The organism is Bacteroidota bacterium (genome assembly GCA_034439655.1).
In the GTDB taxonomy this organism is placed as follows: domain Bacteria; phylum Bacteroidota; class Bacteroidia; order UKL13-3; family UKL13-3; genus CANJUD01.
In genome coordinates this window covers 15,955-38,668 of sequence record JAWXAU010000090.1, presented here as the reverse complement: position 1 = coordinate 38,668, position 22,714 = coordinate 15,955, and the positions used below count along the sequence as shown (strand labels likewise).

Here is a 22,714-nt window from a genome sequence, read left to right as displayed (position 1 = left end):
CTTCAGTTGGTCGTTATGCAAAAATTCCATCTTACACCATATTGGGATATATTGATAGTAATAATAATTACGCAAATAAAAATGTCGATTATATCATCAGTAATCATATAACAACGGGGATTGAGTATATAAAAGGTCCGCTTAGAATTACTTTAGAAGGATTTTATAAAATATATAATAATTATCCTGTTTCTATTAGCAGAGGAATATCCTATGCAAACCTAGGGGGTAACTTTGGCTTTATTGGCAATGAACTTACGCAAACCATTGGTAAAGGCCGCTCTTACGGAATTGAATTCTGCCTACAACGTAAGCTTACCAAAAACTTTTATGGTATATTAAGTTATACCTTTTATAAAAGTGAATTTACAGGGCCTAATGCAAATATATATATTCCTTCAGCATGGGATAACAGACATCTAGCAACTTTTACTGGAGGATATAAATTTAAGAAGAACTTAGAATTAGGAACACGTTTTCGCTTCTTAGGTTCTTCTCCCTATACTGCTTACGACACTTTAAAATCACGCTATTATTACGTAAATAATGGCGAAGGCTACTTAGATTATGCACACTTCAATGCTTTGAGGTTTAAGCCCTACTTCGCAATTGATATTAGAGTTGATAAAAAATGGAACTTCAAGAAATGGTCCTTAGATATATTTATGGAATTGCAAAATGCAACAGGAAGAAACAATCCTTCTCAGCCCAATTATACTTTTAAACGAGACCCCGCAAATCCCAAAAACTATATAACTACAGATGGCTTATCGGTACCAGCTTCTAGTATAGATCCTTTAAAAGCTATACCCCTCATAATTAATGGAACCAATGCTACCCGCACACCCGGAATAGGAATGGTAGTTGAGTTTTAATTGTTGTAAAATTATATTATTGCTTGCTATATTTACCGAATCCAAAGTTTAGATCCCAATATTTTTGTAAACGACCTTTCAACTACAATTTCATTCTACCAAAAACTCGGATTCCAGCTATCCATAGCCGTTCCATACACTTCCGACCACGAGTGGGTAATGATGGTTTGCGAAAAGGTTACTGTCATGTTTCAAACTTTTGATAGCCTAGGCAAATACCTGCCTGAACTAAGCAGAGAACAAAACAGTGGACCTCTATTATTATATATCCGAACAACAAAAATTCGAGACTTTTTTGAAGAAGTAATACCAATTCTTAAACTAAAATAGTTCTCCGCCTGTGGCGGATTTGGTTTGTAGAATGGTAATGCCGAACTACATCCCGAAAGCTTTCTTTTGGACTATTATATATTGAGTTTCGGTATAAAACAATTTGCCAAAGTATTAAAGGGACTCGAAAAAACATTTTATGATGCCACCGAATTTACTATACAAGATTTTAATGGTATGATACTAACTTTTGCTGAAGACGAGGAAGTACAAAGTATATAGACAAAAGTATATACAAATTTTTCGTCTCTGGGTTTAACAGATTCTTGGCATTGAATCCCGATGGATCGGATCAGAAAGACGTACTATTATACCGCGAAACTCTCACCACAACCGCAACTCCTGCTGGCATTGGGATTGATAAAACTGAAACCTTTACCATTAAGTCCGTCAGAAAAATCTAATTCGGTGCCGCAGAGGTAGAGAAAACTTTTCATATCGCATAAAATTTTCTCGCCTTTATCTTCAAATAATTGGTCACCAGCTTTCATCTCGTTATCGAAATCAAGATTATACGTGAGGCCGCTGCAACCACCTCCCACCACAGAAACACGAATCATATAATCTTCTGTTAAATGAGACTCTTGTTTGAGTTGGTCTATTTTGGTTTTTGCTATATCAGAAACTGTTATCATAATATATTTACTATTATATATAATACCATGAATAATCCCCCCGCAAGCTTGCGGGGCTATCGAGCACATGGTCTATGTACTTTATACCTTTTACTATATACTATATACTATATACTATTTAAGCGGTAACGCTTCCAATCCGTTTTTAACACGGTAATCATTGATTGCAGTACGAATAGCATCTTCTGCTAATACTGAACAGTGTATTTTTACTGGTGGTAATGATAGTTCTTCAACGATGTCCATATTATCTATGGTTAATGCATCATCAATACTTTTACCTTTTAACCACTCAGTGGCTAAACTACTACTAGCAATAGCAGAACCGCAGCCAAAGGTTTTAAACTTTGCATCGGTAATGGTATGTGTTGCCTCATCAACCTCAATTTGCAGACGCATTACGTCTCCGCATTCAGGTGCACCTACAAGGCCAGTACCTACGTTCTTTTTGTTTTTATCCAATGTTCCTATATTTCTAGGAGTGGTATAATGATCGATTACTTTTTCTGAATAAGCCATAATATATTTAATGATTTGGTGATTTATGATTGAATGATTGAGTTGAATGATTTATTTTATTGCCACCCTGTCCCCCCGCATCTCGATAATTATCGGGATTAAGCGAGGCTATCGGGCTTATCGAAGAGTTTATTTATTTTTCGCGGCGGTTGATCTTGCTTTGGACATTATTTTAAGTATTTCTTAACTTTCGTTATATAATAGTTCATATTTTTCTTTTTCTAAGTACTTTGTTTCATATAACATTTCAAGCCAAAATAATGTTTCATCACTCTCTTCAACTACAGTAGATATTTTTGAGATGAAGTCTGGTTTTGATTTAGCTCTTAGACAAGATCGATAGTTTGCTGCAACTGAAGTACTCGATCTCACTAATTGCTTAATCATTACTTGTGAACTTGTATCATATTTTATATTTTTTAAAGATTCTATTATTTTTATTGCTTGTGCTTTAGTTCTCTGAATTAATTTATCCGATTCTTCATTTATACATATCTTCCTACATCGTTAAATCTTAATTCATCCAATCATTAAATGTTAGTGTTCCTGCCAGTCTATACTCTTTAAATCAATTCCTTCTTTAAACATTTCCCAAAGTGGACTCATTTCACGAAGTTTATTTACGGCAGTTGTTACTTGGTCTATCGCAAAATCTACTTCTTCTTCGGTGGTGAATCTTCCCAAGCCAAAACGCAAACTTGAGTGGGCCAACTCATCATCCAAACCTAATGATTTTAAAACATAAGATGGTTCGAGAGATGCAGAAGTACAGGCTGATCCGCTAGAGAGTGCGATATCTTTTACACCCATCAACAAACCTTCGCCTTCTACATATTTAAATGATATATTAGCTACTTGCGGCAAACGATGTTCTTTATTTCCGTTCAAATAAGTTTCTTCCATTTTCAATAATGTATTTTCCAATTTATCACGCAAAGCTTTAATACGAATATTATCACTTTCCATATCGGTCATACATATTTCGCACGCTTTACCAAAACCTACAATGCCTGGCACATTTAAAGTGCCTGAACGCATACCACGTTCGTGGCCTCCGCCGTCCATTTGCGAAGTTACTTTTACACGTGGGTTTTTACGACGAACATATAATGCTCCGACACCTTTGGGGCCATACATCTTATGAGCAGTAAACGACATTAAATCAATTCCATCTGCTTGCACATCTACAGGTATTTTGCCTACTGCTTGCGTAGCATCCGTAAATAATAATACGCCATGTTTTTTGCAAATTGCAGATATTTCTTTGATGGGTTGCAATACCCCAATTTCGTTATTGGCATACATCAACGACACCAAAATAGTAGTTGGTTTGATAGATGCCTCCAATTCTTCCAAATTGATAAGACCATCTTCACGCACATGCAAAAACGTAATTTCTGCACCCATTTTTTCTATATGTTTGCACGTATCAAGTACGGCTTTATGTTCTGTTTTTACGGTGATGATATGATTGCCTTTTTCACGATACATTTCGAACACACCTTTAATAGCCAAGTTATCAGCTTCCGTTGCTCCGCTTGTAAAAATAATTTCTTTAGGGTCAGCGTTAATGAGGCGAGCCACTTGTTCACGGGCATAGTCAACAGCTTCTTCAGCCTGCCAGCCAAATGCATGGTTGCGGCTTGCGGCATTGCCAAAGTTATTGGTGAAATAAGGTATCATCGCCTCTACAACCCTTGGGTCACAGGGGGTGGTGGCGTTATTGTCTAAGTATATAGGTAGTTTTAACATGATTATTGTAATGCAAATTTCGCTTATTTAGAACAAATAAAAATAACTATTTGTTCAATAAAATGAAAAAATAATCTAAGTTGCTAGTATTGAATTCATTAATATTCACAAATTTAATACTTCATTCAAATAAAAATCTTAGAGCTAATTTGAAAATAATAATTTATTTTTGAAGTGTGATTGGGAAAAATCAATTGCTTGATACCATTAAAAATCTGCCCGAAAAATTTTCTGTTGATGAACCAATTAATAGACTTGTATTGATACAAAAAATTGAAGAAGGTTTGCAGCAAGTTAAAGAGCAGAAAACAGTATCGTATGAAGCAGCAAAGAAACGCATGAGCAAACGGCTCAAATGGTTTGGACCGAGCGGTCACTTGCAGATATTGATGAAATTGCAGACTACATTACACATGATAGTACACGCTAGACAGAACAATGAGTTCAAAGAATAAATAAAAGAGTTGAAAAATTAAAAACACATCCCAAATCTGGAAAATTTGTTACCGAATATAATAATAAAAATATAGGGAAATTGATAGAGGGAAATTACAGAATTATATATTTTTTAGAAATTGAAACTGTATATATTTTGACTGTTCATCATTCCGCGAGTTTGATGAAAAATCTTTTTGAATGATGTTTGGTAAAGGTCTAAAAAATTCAGACTTGATTTCTTCAAATCAAACATTATATATTTTTGCTCGTATTTTTAAAATACCTTTGCAGCCATGCACACCAAGCTCAGTGTAAACATCAACAAATTTGCAACCCTACGTAATTCTCGTGGCGGCAATAATCCTGATGTGGTTAAAGCCGCACAGGATGCTGAACGTTTTGGTGCCGATGGTATTACGGTGCATCCCCGCCCCGACCAAAGACATATTAGTTATGATGATGTTTTTGAACTAAAAAAAGTAGTGACCACTGAATTTAATATTGAAGGAAATCCCCTTGAAGAGTTTATAAAACTGGTATTACAAGTAAAACCTAATCAAGTTACCTTGGTTCCCGATGCTGACCATGCACTTACTTCAGACCAAGGATGGGACACGATTACCCATGCTTCATTTTTAAAAGATATAATTTCTCAATTCAGGGAAAATAATATCCGTGTTTCCATTTTTTGCAATGCCAATGAACGCATGGTTGAAGCAGCAAAAGCTACGGGAACTGACCGTGTAGAATTATATACAGGTCCTTATGCACATCATTATAATAAAAATAGAAATGAAGCTGTAAAGGATTATATAAATGCCGCCAATGTGGCAAACAACATGGGTCTGGGTATTAATGCAGGCCACGACCTCGACCTAAATAATCTCGAATTTTTCAAGCAACAAATTCCAAATTTATTGGAGGTTTCTATTGGCCATGCTTTAATTTGCGATAGCATTTATTACGGATTCGAAAACACCATTCAAATGTATAAAAGAAAATTAAAAACTACTATATAATATTATGACTAATTTAAAAAACTGTATATTATTTCTCACACTCTTTACCGCAAGTAATTATATATATTCTCAAAAAAAACCTGTAGTTGTTGCCGCTTCAACAGGATTAGTATATAAAGATATTCCCAAAAGCATACGCATCAATTTTGAAACCATGTATCCTCAAAAAGCTGGTGGTGGTTTTAAAAACAAAAACTATATCAGTTGTATCTGGCAAAAAACAAATGATACGGTATATGAAGTTAAAATAACACAGGCCAATAAATCGACCATCTTTTCAAGATATTATAAGAGCGGAACTTGGCAACTAACAGGCGAATCGCTACCTGTAGTTCTTAATAAAGTGAGTGGTTTGCCGCAAGATTTGAGTGAGGTATGGAAAGCACAATATAAAACTGCAACTATTATATCTGCCGCAAAAGTTGTTACGCCTTTTAACAATTCTTACTACGAAATTTATTATATACAAAACAATAAAAAAATACGCCGCTTCTTTTCAGATAGTGGTTTTGTACCTGATAAAGTAGAGTAATAAATACATATAAAGTCATTCTGAGTTTCCCACCACGTCATTCTGAGTGGGCACTAATCTTCCGTCTCCGAATTCAACAGACTCTTCGTTCACGAAGTGTGATACTCACAATTACGCTCTACTACTGCACAAAAACTAGTTACCCTTAAACTCAGGCTTACGTTTTTCAATAAACGCATTCATTCCCTCTTTTTGATCGTGCCCCGCAAATAATATATAATAGTTTTTGCGTTCGAAATGCAAACCTTCTTGCAACCCCATTTCATACGATTTAAGAATTGCTTCCTTCGCCATTTGTGTAGCAAGCGGACTTTGAGCCGCAATATCAGCAGCAAGTTTCATCGCTTCATCTAAATATAATTCCACAGGAGCAATACGATTTATCAATCCTGCTGCCAACGCTTTCTCGGCATTGATAAAACTTCCTGTCAATATCATTTCCATCGCCAATGCTTTTCCTACAGCTCTGCTGAGTCGCTGTGTTCCGCCTGCTCCAGGCATTACACCAATCTTAATTTCAGGCTGACCAAACTTAGCAGTTTCGCTGGCTACTATCATATCGCAGGTCATGGCCAATTCGCAACCACCGCCTAAGGCAAAACCGCTCACAGCAGCTATAATAGGTTTCTTCGTGCGTTTAATTCCATCCCAAGTACTAAACTGATCTATCTTCAACATGTCAATGGTCGACTTGTCTGCCATTTGCTTAATATCAGCACCAGCGGCAAAGGCTTTTTCATTACCTGTAAGTACAATCACCCGCACTTCATCCATTTCGTCCAATTCTTTCAGTGCATCACGCAACTCGCCCATCAATTGTAGGTTAAGGGCATTTAGTACATCAGGACGGTTGAGCCTTACCAAAGCAATATGTTGTTGGTATGCAGGCTCTACAATTATAAATTCAAAAGCATTCATATAATATATATTTTGCAGCGAAATTATGGAATTATATAATAGTATGTTAGGGGGAAGTGAAAATATTTTTGATTTTGAAGATTTGGGGAAATAGACTACTTTTGAAAGCAATATAATGAAAAAACCTTTCCTCCAGGCAGAATGGCGAAAACTAGCTATGGTAAATTATGCTGTTGATAGAAAAGTATTGGGGAAATATTTACCCTATAAAACAGAACTAGATATTTGGAGAGATACTTGTTATGTGAGCTTGGTTGGTTTTATGTTTTTAAATACAAAAATAAAAGGATTTAAAATCCCTTTTCATACAAATTTTGAAGAAGTGAATTTACGTTTTTATGTTCGCTATAAAGATAATTCAGAATGGAAACGTGGCGTAGTTTTTATCAAAGAGATTGTACCCAAACCTGCTTTATCTTTTGTAGCAAATGTTGTATATAGTGAAAATTATGAAACGATGCCAATGAGCCATGAATGGGCGATTAACAATGGGCAACAAAGTATTGAGTACAAATGGAAGAAAGGGAATTGGAATTCTTTTAAGGTGATTGCAGGAACAACGGAGCTCAAAATTGAGGCGGGTAGCGAAGAAGAATTTATTACTGAACATTATTGGGGCTATACACAAATAGATAATCTAAAAACTTCTGAATACGGCGTAGAACATGCCAAATGGAATGTATATAAAATAGAAAGTTATGATATTAATGTAGAATTTGGTAAAGTATACGGACAAGATTTTGAATTCCTGAACCATGAGAAACCTGTATCTGTGTTTTTAGCGGAAGGTTCAGAGATAATTGTGAAAGAAGGAACGAAAATATAACCATGACCATCAAACCCATAAAAACAAAGAAAGATTATAACCAAGCTATAGAAAGGCTTGAGATTATATTTGATGCAAAGAAAGGTTCAGCCAAAGGTGATGAACTTGAAGTATTAGGTATATTAATCGACCAGTACGAGAACGAGCATTTCCCCATCGGCTTCCCTGATCCAATTGAAGCGATTAAGTTTAGAATGGAGCAAATGGGTTATAACCAATCAGATCTTGCAAAGGTTGTTGGCTTAAAAAGCAGGGCAAGTGAAATTCTAAACAAGAAAAGAAAATTATCGCTTGAGATGATTAGGCAATTGCACGAGACAATGAAAATACCTACAGAGGTTTTGATTCAAGCTTACTGATATTGTATAATAGCAAATCTGAAAAATCCTTCCTTTCGTATATATAAACCGAAACCGTTTATTTTGTCGAGAAATAATTACGATTGTGGTTGGTGAAAACACACTCCCGATAGCTATCGGAACAAGAGCATTAATCCTTCCTAACGCATATATAATACCAATTCTTAAACTAAAATAGTTCTCCACCTGTGGCGGATTGGTTTGTAGAATGGTAATGCCGAACTACATCCCGAAAGCATTCGGGATTAGTCCTTTCTTTTGGACTATTATATATTGAGTGTCGGTATAAAAACCAAACAACCAAAACTCTTGTTATATATTATATGGAAAAGGAAAAATTTGAAATTGAGAAAAGCAATGATCAATGGCAACAGCAGCTAAGTGCCGAAGAATACCGTGTGCTGCGTGAGAAAGGAACTGAGAAAGCTTATGTGGGCATTTATGAAACCCATTGGGCCGCGGGAACATATATATGCAAAGGCTGCGGACATGAACTTTTTACCAGCGATGCTAAGTTTGATGCAGGTTGTGGCTGGCCCAGCTTTTATGAAACCATTGATAAAAAACATATAAAAGAAATTACAGATACTAGTTTTGGAATGAAGCGTATTGAAGTCGTTTGTGCTTATTGTGGTGGGCATTTAGGACATGTATTTGATGATGGCCCAAAACCCACAGGTTTGCGTTATTGTATTAATAGTGTGAGTTTGGGTTTTGTGAAACTACCGTCATTCTGAGTCCGATAGCTATCGGAATCGACATTCGATAATATATAACAATTATTGTGTATTTCCAATGACGAGACGAAGAATCTGTCAGAATCGGAGACGCTATGAACAGATTCTTCGCATTGAATCCCGATGTGTCGGGATCAGAATGACGATAAAGACCTTTAAAAAAACGGATGCGTAAAAGGAATAGTAATAGTTCCTACCTCGGTTTTTAAAATCAAATCATACGAGCCATAGGAAAGCTTTGCGGCCTTAAAATGAAACTCGTTATCTCCTTTTTTCAAATTTAATTTTCCTACTTTCTTAGGTTCACCCACTTTATTATATTGAATATAAACTTTATATTTTTGGGCATAAGCTGAGTTTGTATGCACATATATATTTTTGCCCGAAACAGAAGTCTTAATAGCAACGTCTAACTTGGGAGGTGCGATATTATAGTTTACAATATCATTTGCATTTATTAAACCACATTTCACCTGTGTAGTATTGTTATTATAGTCGGTCCAGATGGGGCGAACAATATTATTCACCGCATCAATATCTATATAATCTCCGAAAAAAATTGCTTTGTCGGGTATCGGAAATGAATTGGCAGTAAGCCTCAAATTATTGAATGTTGCACCACCATCTGTTGAGAAAGCCATATAAACATCGGTGAACATATTGGTTTTACTATGCTGCCCATCATAATATATAATATATACATTTTGGGTAACGGGATCTACACACATATTTGGTGTGAACTGGTCTGCTCCGTTCTTTACCGCGTCGTGGTTGAGGCGTTTATCATCAGTCCAAATTTTACCACCATCCGCACTGCTCTTAAACCAAATATCTATATCGCCATTGCGTTTATCGCCATATATCAAATACAGTTTTCCATTTTTATCGCAGTGTAAAAAAGGCATCGCATTGCTGCGGTACAGACCTTTTACGGGCAAATCCCAACCACCTTTTTGATGTGCTATGATGATATCTTTTCCCCAAGTGATTCCTCCATCCTCCGACCTATCCATATATATATTTTCATAACCTGCCCATACTGCATACACAGTGCCATCGGGGCCTATAGCTGTAGTAGCTCCCTCTAAAGTATTATCACCATCCACGCAATCGCCCACCGTATCCGATATCGTAATAGCAGGTGTAAAATCAACGCCCTCCCCTCTTGATTTACTAAACCTAATTCGGGAATGGTCATCGGGATCTTTGCTCTCATATTTGTCAAATTCTGTCCAAGTTACATAGAGATGATTTTGCTTATCGGTACTGAACCAATGCTTGTCTTGCGTTTTCGTTGTATCCATTCCTGCATAGTCCCCATCACTAAAAGTTTTGCCCCCATCAATAGATTTTTGTATAATAATACGATCCAATCCATCATAAGCACCCTTCATTAATTTCTTGTTTTTTGCCAAATGCCCAAAATAGAAATTTCCATTATTATCGGCATGCAATACAGGATCCCCGTACACACCCATACTACTTCTCAAGTCTTTTTCACTCCATGTTTTGCCACTATCGGTGCTATAATACACGGCTTGCAAATTGGCCCCAGCCACCAAACGTGCAGGATTGAGAGGGTCGATAGCAATACTTACTTCATTGGGTGAATTACTTAGTGAATTTACTTTCACTACTTTGTATTGGGCATGGGCACTTGCAAAACCAAGTACCATTATATAGAATACAATTCCTTTTTTCATAGATTTTAAGCTGCTGCTACCGTATATAATAGTTTAACCTTTTCTGTTTTTACAATAAGATCTTCTATAGTTTCTGCCAAAATAGTAATATGCCCAAGCTTACGACCAGGGCGGGTTTCATGCTTTCCATATAAATGTATATATACACCTTCTTCAAGTAATAAGGCATCCATGTTTTGCAGATAATAATTCCCTACAATATCAGCAGGGCCTATAATATTAATCATGGAGGAGGGTTTAATAATATCAGAACTTCCCAGTGGCCAACCCATTAACACTCGCAACAATTGTTCATACTGACTGGTAAAACATCCTTCTATGGTATGGTGACCCGAGTTGTGCGGACGTGGAGCGGTTTCATTTATATATATATCGCCTGCTGGCGTTACAAACATTTCTACTGCAAATAGGCCCGGACTTTCAAATTGATTAATCAAAGATATTGCAATTTCCTCTGCTCTTTCTAATATACTTTTTTCAATACGTGCAGGACAAATAAGTGTGTCAACCAAATTGAGCTTAGGGTCGAAAACCATTTCCACGGCAGGGAAACATTTAATATTTCCTTGTTGGTCGCAGGCAGCAATCACCGCTACTTCAATGGCATCGTCAATAAATATTTCTACGACCAATTTGCCAGAGAGCATCGAAATTTGATTGATATAATCTGAATTTTTCGATAATACAAAAACCCCTTTGCCATCATAACCACCTGTAGCGGTTTTAATCACAAATTTGTCTGCTACTTTTAATTCTTCAATGGCCGAAGCTATTTGATGTATATCATCAACCACCACAAATGGGGCAGTAGGTATTCTATGTTCGAGGTAGAAGAATTTCTGCTTGGCTTTATCTTGTATCAGTTGCAAAACTCTAGGGCTAGGAATAATTTTTTTTCCAGACTTTTCCAATGCTATCAATGCCTCGACATTGATATTCTCTATTTCAAAAGTGAGCACATCCGAAATTTGAGCTAAAAGATTGATATCATCTGCACTTTGCAGCGAACCTACAATATGATTTCTGGCACAAGTTTTTGCAGGGGCATTATCGGCATCTAAAGTATTTATTATAATATCATACCTTGCTGCTTCTTGTACAAACATACAACCTAACTGACCGCCACCTACGATACCTATAGCAGGTTGATTGTTATATAATACTTCGGCCATTACTCCAATACGATCTTGTATAAATAAGAATGGCTGTTATTATGTAAATTCACAAAATAAGTTCCATTGGGTAAATTCACCATATTGATGGAATTTTTATATAGCTTTTCGTCCGACATAAATTGTTTGCCGTGAGAATCTATAATATGATACATATAGTTTTTCGATAAATCGATTGGGGTAAAGTGTGCGATACGTTTTTTAAATTCAAGCACTGGCCGTCCTTTCATTTGATCAAGTTCGAGAGAAGCATTGTTAAAAAACAGCCATTGATAGGCTACACCAAACTCCCACCTACCGTCGTTGTCGGTGGTCACGATATCAACCATTTGGACTTCGGGTAAGCCCGAAAGCTTGAGCAATTTAAATATCTTTGCCATATCATCAATAATGAGTTTGTTTTCGCCAGTACCGAGATAAACATATACTTTTTGTGTGGGTCTTGGTGGATTAGAAAGTATAAAATTATTCATAGAGTCCATTACCCAAAAATCTGGATTTAATACACCTAGTTTGCCAAACACATCTGGATACTTAAGCCAAGCATACATACTTATATATGAACCCCAGTGCCCCCCCATTACTGCTGTTTTATTGGCATACGGCATGGTGCGGTAAGCAGAATCTATATAGGGTTTTAAAGTATTTGCAATAAAGTCTACATAAGCATCACCAATGCTATTTGCACCAAAAGGAGAAAACAATTCGCGGCCTGCGGCTTTGCCGTTTACTATGGCCACGAGTAATCCACTTTGCAAATTGTTTTTCTCAAAATTACCCAAGGTACTGTATATATCGGCTCTTTGCTTTGCTGGTGAAGAAGGATCCACCAATGAAGCTTTTTCTCCATCGGGCATATAGGTTACCGAATAATTCTTTTTAGAAGTATGATAACCGGTTGGCAAGTATATCCATATCTTTTTATAGGCATTTAACTGCGGCGAAAAGACACTGTCATTTACAATCTTAACTGTTTGGCCAATCTCAGAATATTGTATAGGTTTGGGTTTGGCCTCTAAATTAATATAGAAGAGCAATAAACAATATATATATAAAACCTTTGCCAAGTATGTTAAAAAAATATCAACGATTAATTATTGACCTGCTCTTTCTTGCAATGTTTTCAAGAAATCGGCAGGGCCAGCATATCCTTCGAATGGAGCCAACATTTTGTTGCCTTTTGTATTGATAAAAAATGTGGTAGGGTAGCCTGAACTCTGCCCATTAGAAAGAATGCTGAGCAATTCCATGCCATTATAGGTTTTACCATCTATGGTGTATTTAACGTCCGTTTTTTCGGGGTTAAACTTAATCGCCACGTATTTGCTATTAACCAACCCTATTATTGACGAATCTGTGTAGGTATCTTTGTCAAGGCGTTTGCACCAGTAGCACCAATCGGTATAGCAATCGATAAGGGCTATCTTTTTTTCACTTTTGGCTTTTGCATAACCTTCATTAAAATCGACCCAAGTTATTTTCCTGCCCACACCGCTATTGTCGGTGGTGGAAGTAACTGGAGTATTAGCGGTTTCTACTTTTTTGTCGGGGCTCATGGAGCAAAAGCTGATTGCCATTGCTAATAATGGGAGAATGAATAAAATCTTTTTCATGGTATGTATTGATTTGAAATTTTGTACAAAAATACAATGATTATACCAATTTTGTTTTTTTATCGTGATAAATATCTAAAGCAGCTATAATGGCTATAAAACCCCATATTAGAACAGCCGCTTTGTCCTGATCGCTATAGTTATTGAGCAAGCCATGCACAAAATAAGTGGTCAACCCTAGCAAGGCCGCCATATTTAAAACCCTAACCTTGGGGTCGAGCGATTTGTAATGCAGCTTAACGGCTGTTTTTCCCACCAAATAAAGCAGGTACAAAAAGCTGAGTAGCCCAATCACCCCTATTTCGGCCAAGGGTTGGAAATACTCGCTGTGTGCGTTGCCCACGGTTCCAAAATTGGTACTTATTTTAGTTAGTTCCTTGGCTCGCTGGTATGGAGCGTACTGGAATTTGTAGGTACCCGCCCCAAAGCCAAACCACGGCCGCTCGGCTGTCATACGCAATGCACTACGCCAGCGGTTAATGCGTTCTAGGTTTGAGTCGTCGTTAGAGATATTATATATTGATTTTATATGCTGCTCCAAATTATCTGCTGATACTTGTTTGTTTTTGTGAAGCATCAATTGCAACCGCTCACGCATAGAATAACCTACCATAAGTACTACAAGAATTCCCAAGGCATATATGTACCACTTAAAACGGAAATATAATATAACTGCTAAACCTAAGGCCGCTATCAAACTTATCCATGCAGCACGGGTATAACTATATATAAGTCCTACTATAAACAAACCTATTAATGCTAAACAAATACTGCGAAAAGGCAAGCTGTAATTCAACTTATGCCCATTGCCCAGCACTGCAATGAGAAACGGGACAAAGAAAGCAATTGGAATAGAATAAATGCCGTGGTTAATATAGAAAGGCTGGCTCATGCCGTAGCTTGCACGCTGGTCGAAACTGTATTCTGAATGTTGGATTAAGGTATATATAATGATGCCTGCAAAAGGAATTATATAAAGCCAAAAATACAATTTTATTTTGTCCAGGTTTTTAAAAACATGTGCTAGGGCGAAGTAAAATACTATTACATACAGGAATCTCGATAAAAAATATTTGATGGAAACCAAGGGCATGCTGCTGGTGATACTGGTAAAAGCAATCCAGAACAAATTGATAAATATTGCTAACGTGATTGGGTGTTTGATAATTTTCATATCGGCCTGCCCATCTGCAAAAAATTTGAATATGACGATACCGCCCATCAGTAAAAGCAATAAATCGGAGGGCATGTCCAAGCCTATTCCAAAACCTATATTGTTAAACCTGAATGATAGCGGGGTGAGCATGGCCGTTAGCATAATCAACAAATCAAAACGATAAATACCAACCAGAACTATTGCTGCCACCAGCGGAAAAAAAAGACCATAATAAATATTATTGGCAACCAATAAAACATTGACCGTTATAAATAATAAGGTCAACAACCAAAACCAACGTTGATGATTAAGCAGTAGTTGCAATGGAAGGCTTTTTATTGGGCAAATATATTTTCTCGTAAACCAAAATTGTTAAGCAAGTAAATATGAGTGTGGCCAAGCAAGTAAGCAATAAGAACAGCGACCTAATGGGATATGCTTTAAATTGCGATGGTCCCGATTTGCTCACAATGAATTTATGCTGCACATTGGCACTAGCATCAATACGAGCTTGGTCATAAAATTTTCTCAGATCCGATTCCTTCTCTAGCTCCAAGAATACAGTTCTGGCAAGGGTTTCAAACGAACGACCGTATTTGGCCAAGAGTTGTTTTTGCACATCGGTATTTGCCCCACCTTTCAATTGTATGTCTGTGAGCACCTTGGCTTGCTCAGCCACATTGAACACGCCCAAATCGCCTAGGCGGTTTAGTGAATCATTATAATACTTTATTTCGCTGCGTTTGGCATGATATGCTTCTTCTACAATAGTTAGTGCCTGCCTAGCAACTTGCCTTTGTATTTGTGTTTTAATAGAGTCCATGATATCGGAAATACCATCAATCATTTTGGCAGCGAACAGTGGATCTTCATCAAGCACCGTGCATTCAATCGAGGTAAATTCGGTACGTTTGAAACTGACTTTACGATCATATATACGACCTAGTTTTACATATCTATGGTCATCGTCTGGCTCTAAATGATAATGATTCAATAAATCGAAATGCTGCATCACGGCACCACGTGTCAAATCTGAATTCAAAATTTGCAACATCTCCTCCACTTGCACCTCTGTGCCAAACACTAGTGGGTCGCTTTTGTCGCCCACATTATCCTTTAAGAAACTGGCTGAGAAAGAATTGTTGACCGTTGGGTAAAATATCATGTTCGATTTGAACAATGGTGTAATAAACCATGGCCCGGTGGCAATGGCCGAAATACCTGCTGCGATAAGTATAACGATGATAATTTTTTTTCGCCATTTCCACAATATCTGTATCATTTCAATCACATTGAAATGATATTCCACTTGATTTGAATTATTTTCAGTTGTCATAATATGGGGCAAAATTAGTACAAAATAGGGCTTGCTCAATCAAAGCCAAGAATATTATTGCTGGCTTTTCAAAAAAAAATTGAAATGCCATTAGTATGGTTTACTTTTGCCTAACACTTGTTAGGTACAATGGTAGACCGACGTCGTCAACAGATAATAGAAATGGCCTGTAAACGCTTTGCCAACAAAGGTTTTACGGGTTCATCCATGCGAGAGTTGGCTGCCGATATGGGCTTGGAAGCAAGTTCGCTCTATACTTATATCCAATCGAAAGACGACCTGTTGCAAGATATCTGTTTCAGCATGGGCAATAAACTCATAACCGCCATAGATGAAGTGAACGATATATATTTTAATGCTGAAGAAAAGTTGAGATTGGCGATTAAAAATCATGTTGAAATTATTTGTGCCGATTCCAATGCCTCTAAAGTTTTCACCCATGAATGGCGACATTTGCAAGAAATAAAAAAGAATGAATTTATTATACTCCGTAACAAATACGAACAAGGATTCACAGAAATTATTAATACCGGCGAAACAGAACAAATTTTTGCGGAGGGCGATAAGCGTTTTGCAGTGCTCACCATACTATCGGCCGTTAATTGGATTTCGGAATGGTATAACCCCAAAGGAAAAATGAAACCCTCAGAAATAGCACAAAAATTAGCAGACTTTGTTTTAACCGGATTAAAGAAACCAATATAGTAGACAGTAGACAGTAAACAGTAAACAGTAAGTAGTAAACAGTAAGTAGTAGTCAGTAGAAAGTAGAAAGTAGACAGTAGACAGTAAGTAGTAGGCAGTAAGTAGTAGACAGTAGACAGTAAGTAGTAGATAGTAGACAGTAAGTAGTGGTTAGTAAGCAGAAGGCAGTTTGCTGACGACGTCCGCGGCGGCGAATCACTGATTACTGACCACTGCCCGCCGCGGCGGGCTGACCACTAAAAAAATAAATAATAAAATAATATGTACGGTAACGCATACATCGACCCCAACGAAAAAATTCCTTCATTTCTTGAAGGTGAGGACTTGCAAAAGTTAGAAGAATTTGAAGCCCGCATTGCAGGTGGCGACAAAATAGAACCTATGGATTGGATGCCCAAAGAGTATCGAAAACAACTTATACGTATGATAGAGCAACATGCCCACAGCGAAGTAATCGGTGCTTTGCCGGAAGGAACTTGGATAACACGTGCCCCTGGTTTTCGTCGCAAACTATCGTTGATGGCGAAAGTGCAAGACGAAATGGGCCATGCACAACTATTATACTCTGCCGCCGAAACCCTTGGTAAAAGCCGTGAAGCCATGATTGATGATTTGCTCACGGGCAAATCGAAATATAGCAATGTATTTAATTACCCCGCCGTTACTTGGGCCGATACCGCAGTAATAGCTTGGCTAATTGATGCGGGTGCTATCGTGAACCAAGTAGCCAATAGCAAAGGAAGTTATGGTCCCTATTGCCGAGCATTAGAACGTATATGTTCCGAAGAATCTTTTCACCTTAAATATGGTCACGATGTAGTGGTACATTTGGCAACTGGCACTAAGACGCAAAGGCAAATGGTGCAAGAAGCATTGACCCGCTGGTGGCCTCCTATTATGCATTTCTTTGGTCCATCGGATAAGGAAAGTGTGCATGGTGCAATACTGATGAAGTGGAAAGTGAAAATGGCGAGCAACGATGATATGCGTAACCAGTTTTTTAATATGTATGTTCCAAAAATTTGGGATCTTGGTTTGGTACTCCCCGACCCTGCATTTAAAAAGAATGAAACTACTGGAAAATGGGAATACACTGAACCCGATTGGGATGAATTTAAACGCGTAATTAATGGCGACGGCCCATGCAATAAAGAAAGATTGGGGGTACGCAAATGGGCAGAAACCGAAGGTGCATGGGTTCGCAGAGCTTTGAATACGAAAGAATCTGCTTATGTAGTTCCTTTAGCTTAACTAAGAATATATATATAACAAAATAAATAAATATACAAATGAAAAAAATACTATTATACATTGTTGCTCTTACTATCACAACCAGTGCATGGGCTCAAATTCCCAATGCTTCGTTTGAAAATTGGGGAAAATATTCTTTCTCCGCAATCGACCATTGGATTGCCTTTGGACCCGCATCGCTCACCACAAAAGCAAACCAAGGCAATTCAGCTATGTTCATGGAACATATAGCCTACAGCGGGCAACAGGCCACTATTGGTTATACTGCTGGTGCTGCAGGCGGTGGCTGGCCGTATGTAGGTCGCCCTGATACTTTATCGTTTTATGCCAAAGGATATTTTGCAACTGATGATAGTTGTCAAGTTATTGTTTCGGGCGGAAAGTCAGGATCACAAATTGCATTCGCTTTTGCTAATTTTTCAGTAAGCGATTCCACTAATTTTACGCTAATAAAAATCCCAATTACATTCTTTCTCCCTATTGCCAAATTGGACACAATAGCTATTATAATGTCATTGGGATCAATAGATAGTTCAAATAGTTGGGTTATAATAGATGATGTATCTCTAACTAAAAATGGAACAAAAGAAGGCACTATAATCAATCCTGGTTTTGAAACCTTAAACACCACAAATATGGATGAACCTACTGATTGGAGCACGAGCAGTATTTTTTCTCAATTTATCGGAATGCCGGTTATGACTACCGAAAAAACCTCTGATGCAAAAGATGGAAGTTTTGCTTTGAAATTGACAAATAGAAGCTATACAGGAAGTGGCACCCTCCCTGGGGTAGCATTCTCTGGCAAAACTGATTTGAATTCTTCCACAGACGATTACCCCACATTTCCCATTAACAAAAAATATTTGAACCTAACTGGGTATTATAAATATGCTCCAAAGAATGGCGACACTTGCAAATTTGTAATTGCTGTGTACAAAGGTGGTGCAAATGTTGGCCAAGGCGAATTCCGTTCTACTGCAAATGTATCAACTTATTCTGCATTCAATTCTATAATTAAATATGATATTGGTTTTGCAGGTATACCTGATAGTGCAAGTATTATTTTGTTTGCTGGTGCCGAGGATGGAGACCCACAAGATGGCTCTGTATTATACATTGACAAGCTAGAACTAAACGACGTGAATGCTATTAATACAGTAGACAATAATATACAAATGCAAGTATTTCCTAATCCTGCAAATGATATCATCATCATTGATGTAAATAGCATGAATTCTGGCAATATGATTATACAATTATTAGACATTTCTGGCAAGCAAATCAAAGAACTATATAACAATAAAATTGGAAGTGGTTATACAAAAGTACAATGCAATGTAGTTGATATACCTGCTGGAATATATATCGTAAAAACCACCAATAATAATACTGCCCAAATAACTAAACTTCAAATAGTTAAGTGGTAAAATGTATAAGTATATTGTCTTTGGGTTTGATGTTTATTTTTGCAACCACCACTTGCAAACACAATCCCAGTGTGGATGCAAATGGTGTTACTGATGAAGCATTGTTTGATTTGGTAACCAATTCTGGATTGTTTTATTATAAGAATAATACCAACTATATAGCATCCGACCCTTCGAGCCCGCATGATAAATTTATGCGTGTTCATTTTAATGCTAAGGCAAATTCTGTATTGGGTAGTGATGGAAAATTACCCGCAGGTGCAAGTTTCCCCGACTCTTCTTTAATTATAAAAGAAACGAGCGGCTCACAATTAGGTTCCTTAAGTTTATATGCCGTAATGTATAAAATGCCTAAAGCTTCAAATGCGGGCAATGGTTGGGTTTGGGCCGAATATAAACCCAGTGGCTCGGTAAAGATTGGTGCAGGCAGTAAAGGCACCGATTGTATAAGTTGCCATACTTCTGGCAAACATAGAGATTTAGTAAGATTATTTGATTTACATTGATATATAGTATGAACAAGTCCATTGACCCAAGGGTAAACCGTATAAATTTTCCCGAAGATATTACCGAAAAAAAAGAACTTGACCAATGGGAAACCTGGGAAGTTTTTCACCAACGCAAACGCGGAGAGCAGCACGAACATGTGGGTATTATACATGCACCCAATGCCGAAATGGCCTTGGTGATGGCTAAGGAAACCTTTGGCCGTAGAGGGCATACCGCTAATATATGGGTGGTGCAGTCGTGCAATATACATAGCACTGGTTACGAAGATGCTGATATATTTGACACTACTCCCGAAAAAATATATAGAGAAGCTGGCGGGTATAAAGTGATGGACAAAATAAATAAGTACAAAAAAGAACAAAAATAATATATATAATATATGGACAAGCAAATTGCTATTAAAGAACTATTATATAAAATAGCCGACGACCAACTGATACTAGGTCACCGCAACAGCGAGTGGACTGGACTAGGGCCGATACTAGAAGAGGATATCGCTTTCAGCAGCATGGCTCAGGATAAATTGGGCCAAAGCCAAGCTATATATAATATATTAAATACCTTGGGCGAACAAGATGCCGACACCCTTGCATTTATGCGTAACTCCGCACAATTTCATTGTTCTCATTTGGTGGAGATGCCCATTGGCGGTTATGATTTTAGTTTGATACGTCATTTTCTTTTTGACCATGCGGAGTGGTTACGTTTTGATATGTTAATTAATTCTTCATTTGAACCTATATCAAAACTTGCACGCAAATATCGTGGTGAAATAAAGTATCATATTATGCATGCCGATGTATGGTTGAAACAATTGGGAAATGCTACAGAAGAATCGCATAACCGCATGCAAGTTGCTTTGGATAATGCCTTCAATATGGCTCTTGGCATTTTTGAAACCGGACCACACGAACAATTATTGCAAGACGAAAAAATATTTGAAGGAGAAAATATATTATATAATAGATGGTTAGAAAAAATTACACCTATTATTATACAATCAAATTTAAAACTCCCTGCACAATCTGCCAGTGGCGGATGGAATCCCTCACTGGGCGGACGCTATGGAAAACATACAGAATATTTACAACCACTTTTAGATGAAATGACCGAGGTGTTTAAAATAGATCCTTCGGCGGAATGGTGATGTAAATACCAAGGGGTAAGGAATAAGGAGTAAGAGGCCGACGCCAGCAACCATTTGCCGTATGGCCTTATTCCTTATCCCTTATTCCTATTTCCCCTATCTCCGTCTTCCTCCACAAATCAGGAGTTCCTAATTTTAAATCGGTTGACATTTTAAGGTTGACAAATAATTGTAGTTTGTACGACGTTAAATATTTTATACTTGTTTCAATTAGGGCTTGACCCAATAATGCTTTTTCGCCCCAAGGGTAAGTGACTTCTTTTGTATATAATTCCGCTTCTGAAAAATTGCTGAATAATTTTTCTATCAACGCAATTTGTTTATCCATTTCGACAGGTACTTGAGCTAAGATAATTTCTTTAACATTTACATTCAGTTCTGCGAAATGAGTTCTCGGATCTGCACCATCTGTTCGTTCCCAATATGATATCATTCCCGTTCCGATACGACATAAATAATGTAATAATTCCATGGTGCTTCGCATCCCTTCTTTGGGTCTAAAATCAACTTGATCCTGAGGGACCAAAGTAGAAATTCTGCGAATAAGTTTCATTTCTTTTGTAATACTGTTTAATAAAAATTCTTTTTGCATGTTATATAGTTTTTATTTAGGGTTTTGTTTTATGAAACAATTCAGTGGGGAGAAAGTTTTGGGTCGGGATTATGGATTCGGTCCACGGCGGCGGATGGGGCCATACGGCAATGCCCATTAATCATTAAGGCATATATATACTCAAGACAAAAGCTCGCGGTACTCCTTGTGGGCTGGCGTTGTCGCCAACCACAAAAGGGTGGTGCGAGGGTTTTTTCGGTTGGCGACAACGCCAAACCGAACGCAATCTACTGTATCAAACTTACCATATACAGTTGTACCACGACCTACTATATGGGTGAACAATCCCATCGTATTGGTAGCAACAGTATACACTTCTGTATATAATACTTTATGGAGAGCACTATCCTGCATACTCATCCTCACGCCAATGGATTTATTACTAAGTGTCACACCCAATTGGTTTCGGGCAACACCTTAATAGTTTATACCTTGTGCTACCTGCCCATAAACGAGCAGTACTAGAAAGAAAGACGATAATAAAAGTAAGGATTTTTTTATTAGAAAATATTTTTAAAATGTGATTTTGCTAATCTTAAAATGCGTAACAGGATTACATATTTTATCTACCAACACTACCTCGTATAGCCCTGCTGCCAAATACTCCATTATTAATTGTTTGCTTTGCCCTTACTGAATCTGCACCAACTTGCCCGTCATGTCAAAAATCTGTATGTTGTTATATACTGCATCTGTTTCTATATATATATTATCTGTGGTGGGATTGGGGCAATATTTAATCGTAATATTTTTCTCTTCTATATATATACTTGTCATCAAATTATAGTTTGGCTGCAACAGTCCTTGGCTTATGATATTATTAGCTGAATATAAAGTGGTCGTAATGGGTTCACCAATGGAAATCTCAATTTGCACCGTGCTACCTTTCAAAGTTGCACCATCGGTATTGAACACATACGGCGTAATGGATTGTGCTTGGCTAAAAAGTGTAATACACAACAATATGGGAGCTACAAAATATTTCACCTGACAATATTAGGGAAGGGTTGGAAATGAAACAAGCAGTAATTAGGTACTAGGAGTAAGGAGTAAGGAATAAGTGCCTTCAGATGCTTCGGAACGGCTGAAGGAGACAGTTCCTTATTCCTTCCCCCCTATTCCTCTATAAAAAATTTCT

At 37.3% G+C, this 22,714-nt stretch carries 27 protein-coding genes; 14 read left to right on the top strand and 13 right to left on the bottom strand.

The window, feature by feature from the left end:
- Positions 1-875, top strand: an 875-nt coding sequence (locus tag SGJ10_05925; protein ID MDZ4757662.1) for a TonB-dependent receptor, incomplete at its 5' end; no start/stop codon positions are given.
- 411 nt (positions 876-1,286) lie between these two features.
- Complete coding sequence (locus SGJ10_05920; GenBank protein ID MDZ4757661.1) at positions 1,287-1,427, top strand: hypothetical protein; 141 nt, start codon at positions 1,287-1,289, stop codon at positions 1,425-1,427.
- 86 nt (positions 1,428-1,513) lie between these two features.
- On the opposite strand, the gene SGJ10_05915 is transcribed toward SGJ10_05920, so the two are convergent.
- From SGJ10_05915 to SGJ10_05905, 3 genes are all read right to left on the bottom strand, one after another.
- Complete coding sequence (locus SGJ10_05915; protein MDZ4757660.1) at positions 1,514-1,840, bottom strand: iron-sulfur cluster assembly accessory protein; 327 nt, start codon at positions 1,838-1,840, stop codon at positions 1,514-1,516.
- Between the two features lie 114 nt (positions 1,841-1,954).
- Complete coding sequence (iscU, locus tag SGJ10_05910; GenBank protein ID MDZ4757659.1) at positions 1,955-2,359, bottom strand: Fe-S cluster assembly scaffold IscU; 405 nt, start codon at positions 2,357-2,359, stop codon at positions 1,955-1,957.
- 537 nt (positions 2,360-2,896) lie between these two features.
- Positions 2,897-4,111 (bottom strand): IscS subfamily cysteine desulfurase, encoded by a 1,215-nt coding sequence (locus SGJ10_05905; protein MDZ4757658.1) that lies wholly within the window; start codon positions 4,109-4,111, stop codon positions 2,897-2,899.
- Positions 4,112-4,287: 176 nt separating this feature from the next.
- Between SGJ10_05905 and SGJ10_05900 the strand changes: the two genes are divergently transcribed.
- The 3 genes from SGJ10_05900 (at position 4,288) to SGJ10_05890 (ending at position 6,100) form a co-directional block, all read left to right on the top strand.
- The gene (locus SGJ10_05900; protein MDZ4757657.1) at positions 4,288-4,566 is read left to right on the top strand and encodes a hypothetical protein; all 279 of its coding nucleotides are present in this window, start codon (positions 4,288-4,290) and stop codon (positions 4,564-4,566) included.
- 276 nt (positions 4,567-4,842) lie between these two features.
- Positions 4,843-5,568 carry a pyridoxine 5'-phosphate synthase gene (locus SGJ10_05895; GenBank protein ID MDZ4757656.1) on the top strand — a complete coding sequence of 242 codons (726 nt, stop codon included), beginning with the start codon at positions 4,843-4,845 and terminating at the stop codon, positions 5,566-5,568.
- 4 nt (positions 5,569-5,572) lie between these two features.
- Positions 5,573-6,100, top strand: a complete 528-nt coding sequence (locus SGJ10_05890) for a hypothetical protein (protein MDZ4757655.1) — start codon at positions 5,573-5,575, stop codon at positions 6,098-6,100.
- Positions 6,101-6,235: 135 nt separating this feature from the next.
- Here SGJ10_05890 and SGJ10_05885 read toward each other — a convergent pair whose 3' ends face one another.
- On the bottom strand, positions 6,236-7,018 hold the full coding sequence (locus SGJ10_05885; GenBank protein MDZ4757654.1) for an enoyl-CoA hydratase-related protein: 783 nt from the start codon (positions 7,016-7,018) through the stop codon (positions 6,236-6,238).
- Positions 7,019-7,133: 115 nt separating this feature from the next.
- Here SGJ10_05885 and SGJ10_05880 point away from each other — a divergent pair, with 115 nt between their 5' ends.
- From SGJ10_05880 to msrB, 3 genes are all read left to right on the top strand, one after another.
- The gene (locus SGJ10_05880) at positions 7,134-7,844 is read left to right on the top strand and encodes a DUF2071 domain-containing protein (GenBank protein ID MDZ4757653.1); all 711 of its coding nucleotides are present in this window, start codon (positions 7,134-7,136) and stop codon (positions 7,842-7,844) included.
- A 2-nt stretch (positions 7,845-7,846) separates the two neighbouring features.
- Complete coding sequence (locus SGJ10_05875; GenBank protein ID MDZ4757652.1) at positions 7,847-8,203, top strand: helix-turn-helix domain-containing protein; 357 nt, start codon at positions 7,847-7,849, stop codon at positions 8,201-8,203.
- A gap of 323 nt (positions 8,204-8,526) precedes the next feature.
- Complete coding sequence (msrB, locus tag SGJ10_05870) at positions 8,527-8,940, top strand: peptide-methionine (R)-S-oxide reductase MsrB (protein ID MDZ4757651.1); 414 nt, start codon at positions 8,527-8,529, stop codon at positions 8,938-8,940.
- Between the two features lie 155 nt (positions 8,941-9,095).
- Here msrB and SGJ10_05865 read toward each other — a convergent pair whose 3' ends face one another.
- The 6 genes from SGJ10_05865 to SGJ10_05840 form a co-directional block, all read right to left on the bottom strand.
- Complete coding sequence (locus SGJ10_05865; protein MDZ4757650.1) at positions 9,096-10,643, bottom strand: sialidase family protein; 1,548 nt, start codon at positions 10,641-10,643, stop codon at positions 9,096-9,098.
- A 5-nt stretch (positions 10,644-10,648) separates the two neighbouring features.
- Positions 10,649-11,815 (bottom strand): 5-(carboxyamino)imidazole ribonucleotide synthase, encoded by a 1,167-nt coding sequence (gene purK / locus SGJ10_05860; protein MDZ4757649.1) that lies wholly within the window; start codon positions 11,813-11,815, stop codon positions 10,649-10,651.
- Positions 11,815-12,882, bottom strand: coding sequence for an alpha/beta hydrolase-fold protein (locus SGJ10_05855; protein MDZ4757648.1), 1,068 nt, complete (start codon positions 12,880-12,882; stop codon positions 11,815-11,817). The genes purK and SGJ10_05855 overlap by 1 nt, the downstream gene beginning before the upstream one ends.
- A gap of 27 nt (positions 12,883-12,909) precedes the next feature.
- Complete coding sequence (locus SGJ10_05850) at positions 12,910-13,428, bottom strand: thioredoxin family protein (GenBank protein ID MDZ4757647.1); 519 nt, start codon at positions 13,426-13,428, stop codon at positions 12,910-12,912.
- 40 nt (positions 13,429-13,468) lie between these two features.
- Entirely contained in the window at positions 13,469-14,794 is a 1,326-nt protein-coding gene (locus SGJ10_05845) for an O-antigen ligase family protein (protein MDZ4757646.1), read from the bottom strand.
- Positions 14,795-14,891: 97 nt separating this feature from the next.
- Entirely contained in the window at positions 14,892-15,920 is a 1,029-nt protein-coding gene (locus SGJ10_05840) for a Wzz/FepE/Etk N-terminal domain-containing protein (GenBank protein ID MDZ4757645.1), read from the bottom strand.
- 117 nt (positions 15,921-16,037) lie between these two features.
- Here SGJ10_05840 and SGJ10_05835 point away from each other — a divergent pair, with 117 nt between their 5' ends.
- The 6 genes from SGJ10_05835 to paaC all read left to right on the top strand — a co-directional run bounded on the left by SGJ10_05835 (position 16,038) and on the right by paaC (position 20,963).
- Positions 16,038-16,625 (top strand): TetR/AcrR family transcriptional regulator, encoded by a 588-nt coding sequence (locus tag SGJ10_05835; GenBank protein MDZ4757644.1) that lies wholly within the window; start codon positions 16,038-16,040, stop codon positions 16,623-16,625.
- Positions 16,626-16,886: 261 nt separating this feature from the next.
- On the top strand, positions 16,887-17,876 hold the full coding sequence (gene paaA / locus SGJ10_05830) for a 1,2-phenylacetyl-CoA epoxidase subunit PaaA (protein MDZ4757643.1): 990 nt from the start codon (positions 16,887-16,889) through the stop codon (positions 17,874-17,876).
- A 38-nt stretch (positions 17,877-17,914) separates the two neighbouring features.
- Positions 17,915-19,306: a T9SS type A sorting domain-containing protein gene (locus SGJ10_05825; protein MDZ4757642.1), complete on the top strand. Its 1,392-nt coding sequence runs from the start codon at positions 17,915-17,917 to the stop codon at positions 19,304-19,306.
- A gap of 29 nt (positions 19,307-19,335) precedes the next feature.
- Positions 19,336-19,812 carry a cytochrome P460 family protein gene (locus SGJ10_05820; GenBank protein MDZ4757641.1) on the top strand — a complete coding sequence of 159 codons (477 nt, stop codon included), beginning with the start codon at positions 19,336-19,338 and terminating at the stop codon, positions 19,810-19,812.
- A gap of 8 nt (positions 19,813-19,820) precedes the next feature.
- The gene (gene paaB / locus SGJ10_05815) at positions 19,821-20,183 is read left to right on the top strand and encodes a 1,2-phenylacetyl-CoA epoxidase subunit PaaB (GenBank protein ID MDZ4757640.1); all 363 of its coding nucleotides are present in this window, start codon (positions 19,821-19,823) and stop codon (positions 20,181-20,183) included.
- Positions 20,184-20,195: 12 nt separating this feature from the next.
- Complete coding sequence (gene paaC / locus SGJ10_05810) at positions 20,196-20,963, top strand: 1,2-phenylacetyl-CoA epoxidase subunit PaaC (protein ID MDZ4757639.1); 768 nt, start codon at positions 20,196-20,198, stop codon at positions 20,961-20,963.
- Positions 20,964-21,030: 67 nt separating this feature from the next.
- Here paaC and SGJ10_05805 read toward each other — a convergent pair whose 3' ends face one another.
- The 3 genes from SGJ10_05805 to SGJ10_05795 all read right to left on the bottom strand — a co-directional run bounded on the left by SGJ10_05805 (position 21,031) and on the right by SGJ10_05795 (position 22,563).
- Complete coding sequence (locus SGJ10_05805) at positions 21,031-21,555, bottom strand: hypothetical protein (GenBank protein ID MDZ4757638.1); 525 nt, start codon at positions 21,553-21,555, stop codon at positions 21,031-21,033.
- 141 nt (positions 21,556-21,696) lie between these two features.
- Positions 21,697-21,969, bottom strand: a complete 273-nt coding sequence (locus SGJ10_05800; protein MDZ4757637.1) for a hypothetical protein — start codon at positions 21,967-21,969, stop codon at positions 21,697-21,699.
- Between the two features lie 237 nt (positions 21,970-22,206).
- Positions 22,207-22,563 (bottom strand): hypothetical protein, encoded by a 357-nt coding sequence (locus SGJ10_05795; protein ID MDZ4757636.1) that lies wholly within the window; start codon positions 22,561-22,563, stop codon positions 22,207-22,209.
- Between the last annotated feature and the right edge of the window lie 151 nt (positions 22,564-22,714).

Coding starts and splice junctions, on each gene's coding strand:
- SGJ10_05915 (MDZ4757660.1), bottom strand. CDS start 1,840: ATGATAACAGTTTCTGATATAGCAAAAACCAAAATAGACCAACTCAAA.
- iscU (MDZ4757659.1), bottom strand. CDS start 2,359: ATGGCTTATTCAGAAAAAGTAATCGATCATTATACCACTCCTAGAAAT.
- SGJ10_05905 (MDZ4757658.1), bottom strand. CDS start 4,111: ATGTTAAAACTACCTATATACTTAGACAATAACGCCACCACCCCCTGT.
- SGJ10_05895 (MDZ4757656.1), top strand. CDS start 4,843: ATGCACACCAAGCTCAGTGTAAACATCAACAAATTTGCAACCCTACGT.
- SGJ10_05890 (MDZ4757655.1), top strand. CDS start 5,573: ATGACTAATTTAAAAAACTGTATATTATTTCTCACACTCTTTACCGCA.
- SGJ10_05885 (MDZ4757654.1), bottom strand. CDS start 7,018: ATGAATGCTTTTGAATTTATAATTGTAGAGCCTGCATACCAACAACAT.
- SGJ10_05880 (MDZ4757653.1), top strand. CDS start 7,134: ATGAAAAAACCTTTCCTCCAGGCAGAATGGCGAAAACTAGCTATGGTA.
- SGJ10_05875 (MDZ4757652.1), top strand. CDS start 7,847: ATGACCATCAAACCCATAAAAACAAAGAAAGATTATAACCAAGCTATA.
- msrB (MDZ4757651.1), top strand. CDS start 8,527: ATGGAAAAGGAAAAATTTGAAATTGAGAAAAGCAATGATCAATGGCAA.
- SGJ10_05865 (MDZ4757650.1), bottom strand. CDS start 10,643: ATGAAAAAAGGAATTGTATTCTATATAATGGTACTTGGTTTTGCAAGT.
- purK (MDZ4757649.1), bottom strand. CDS start 11,815: ATGGCCGAAGTATTATATAACAATCAACCTGCTATAGGTATCGTAGGT.
- SGJ10_05850 (MDZ4757647.1), bottom strand. CDS start 13,428: ATGAAAAAGATTTTATTCATTCTCCCATTATTAGCAATGGCAATCAGC.
- SGJ10_05840 (MDZ4757645.1), bottom strand. CDS start 15,920: ATGACAACTGAAAATAATTCAAATCAAGTGGAATATCATTTCAATGTG.
- paaA (MDZ4757643.1), top strand. CDS start 16,887: ATGTACGGTAACGCATACATCGACCCCAACGAAAAAATTCCTTCATTT.
- SGJ10_05825 (MDZ4757642.1), top strand. CDS start 17,915: ATGAAAAAAATACTATTATACATTGTTGCTCTTACTATCACAACCAGT.
- SGJ10_05820 (MDZ4757641.1), top strand. CDS start 19,336: ATGTTTATTTTTGCAACCACCACTTGCAAACACAATCCCAGTGTGGAT.
- paaB (MDZ4757640.1), top strand. CDS start 19,821: ATGAACAAGTCCATTGACCCAAGGGTAAACCGTATAAATTTTCCCGAA.
- paaC (MDZ4757639.1), top strand. CDS start 20,196: ATGGACAAGCAAATTGCTATTAAAGAACTATTATATAAAATAGCCGAC.
- SGJ10_05805 (MDZ4757638.1), bottom strand. CDS start 21,555: ATGCAAAAAGAATTTTTATTAAACAGTATTACAAAAGAAATGAAACTT.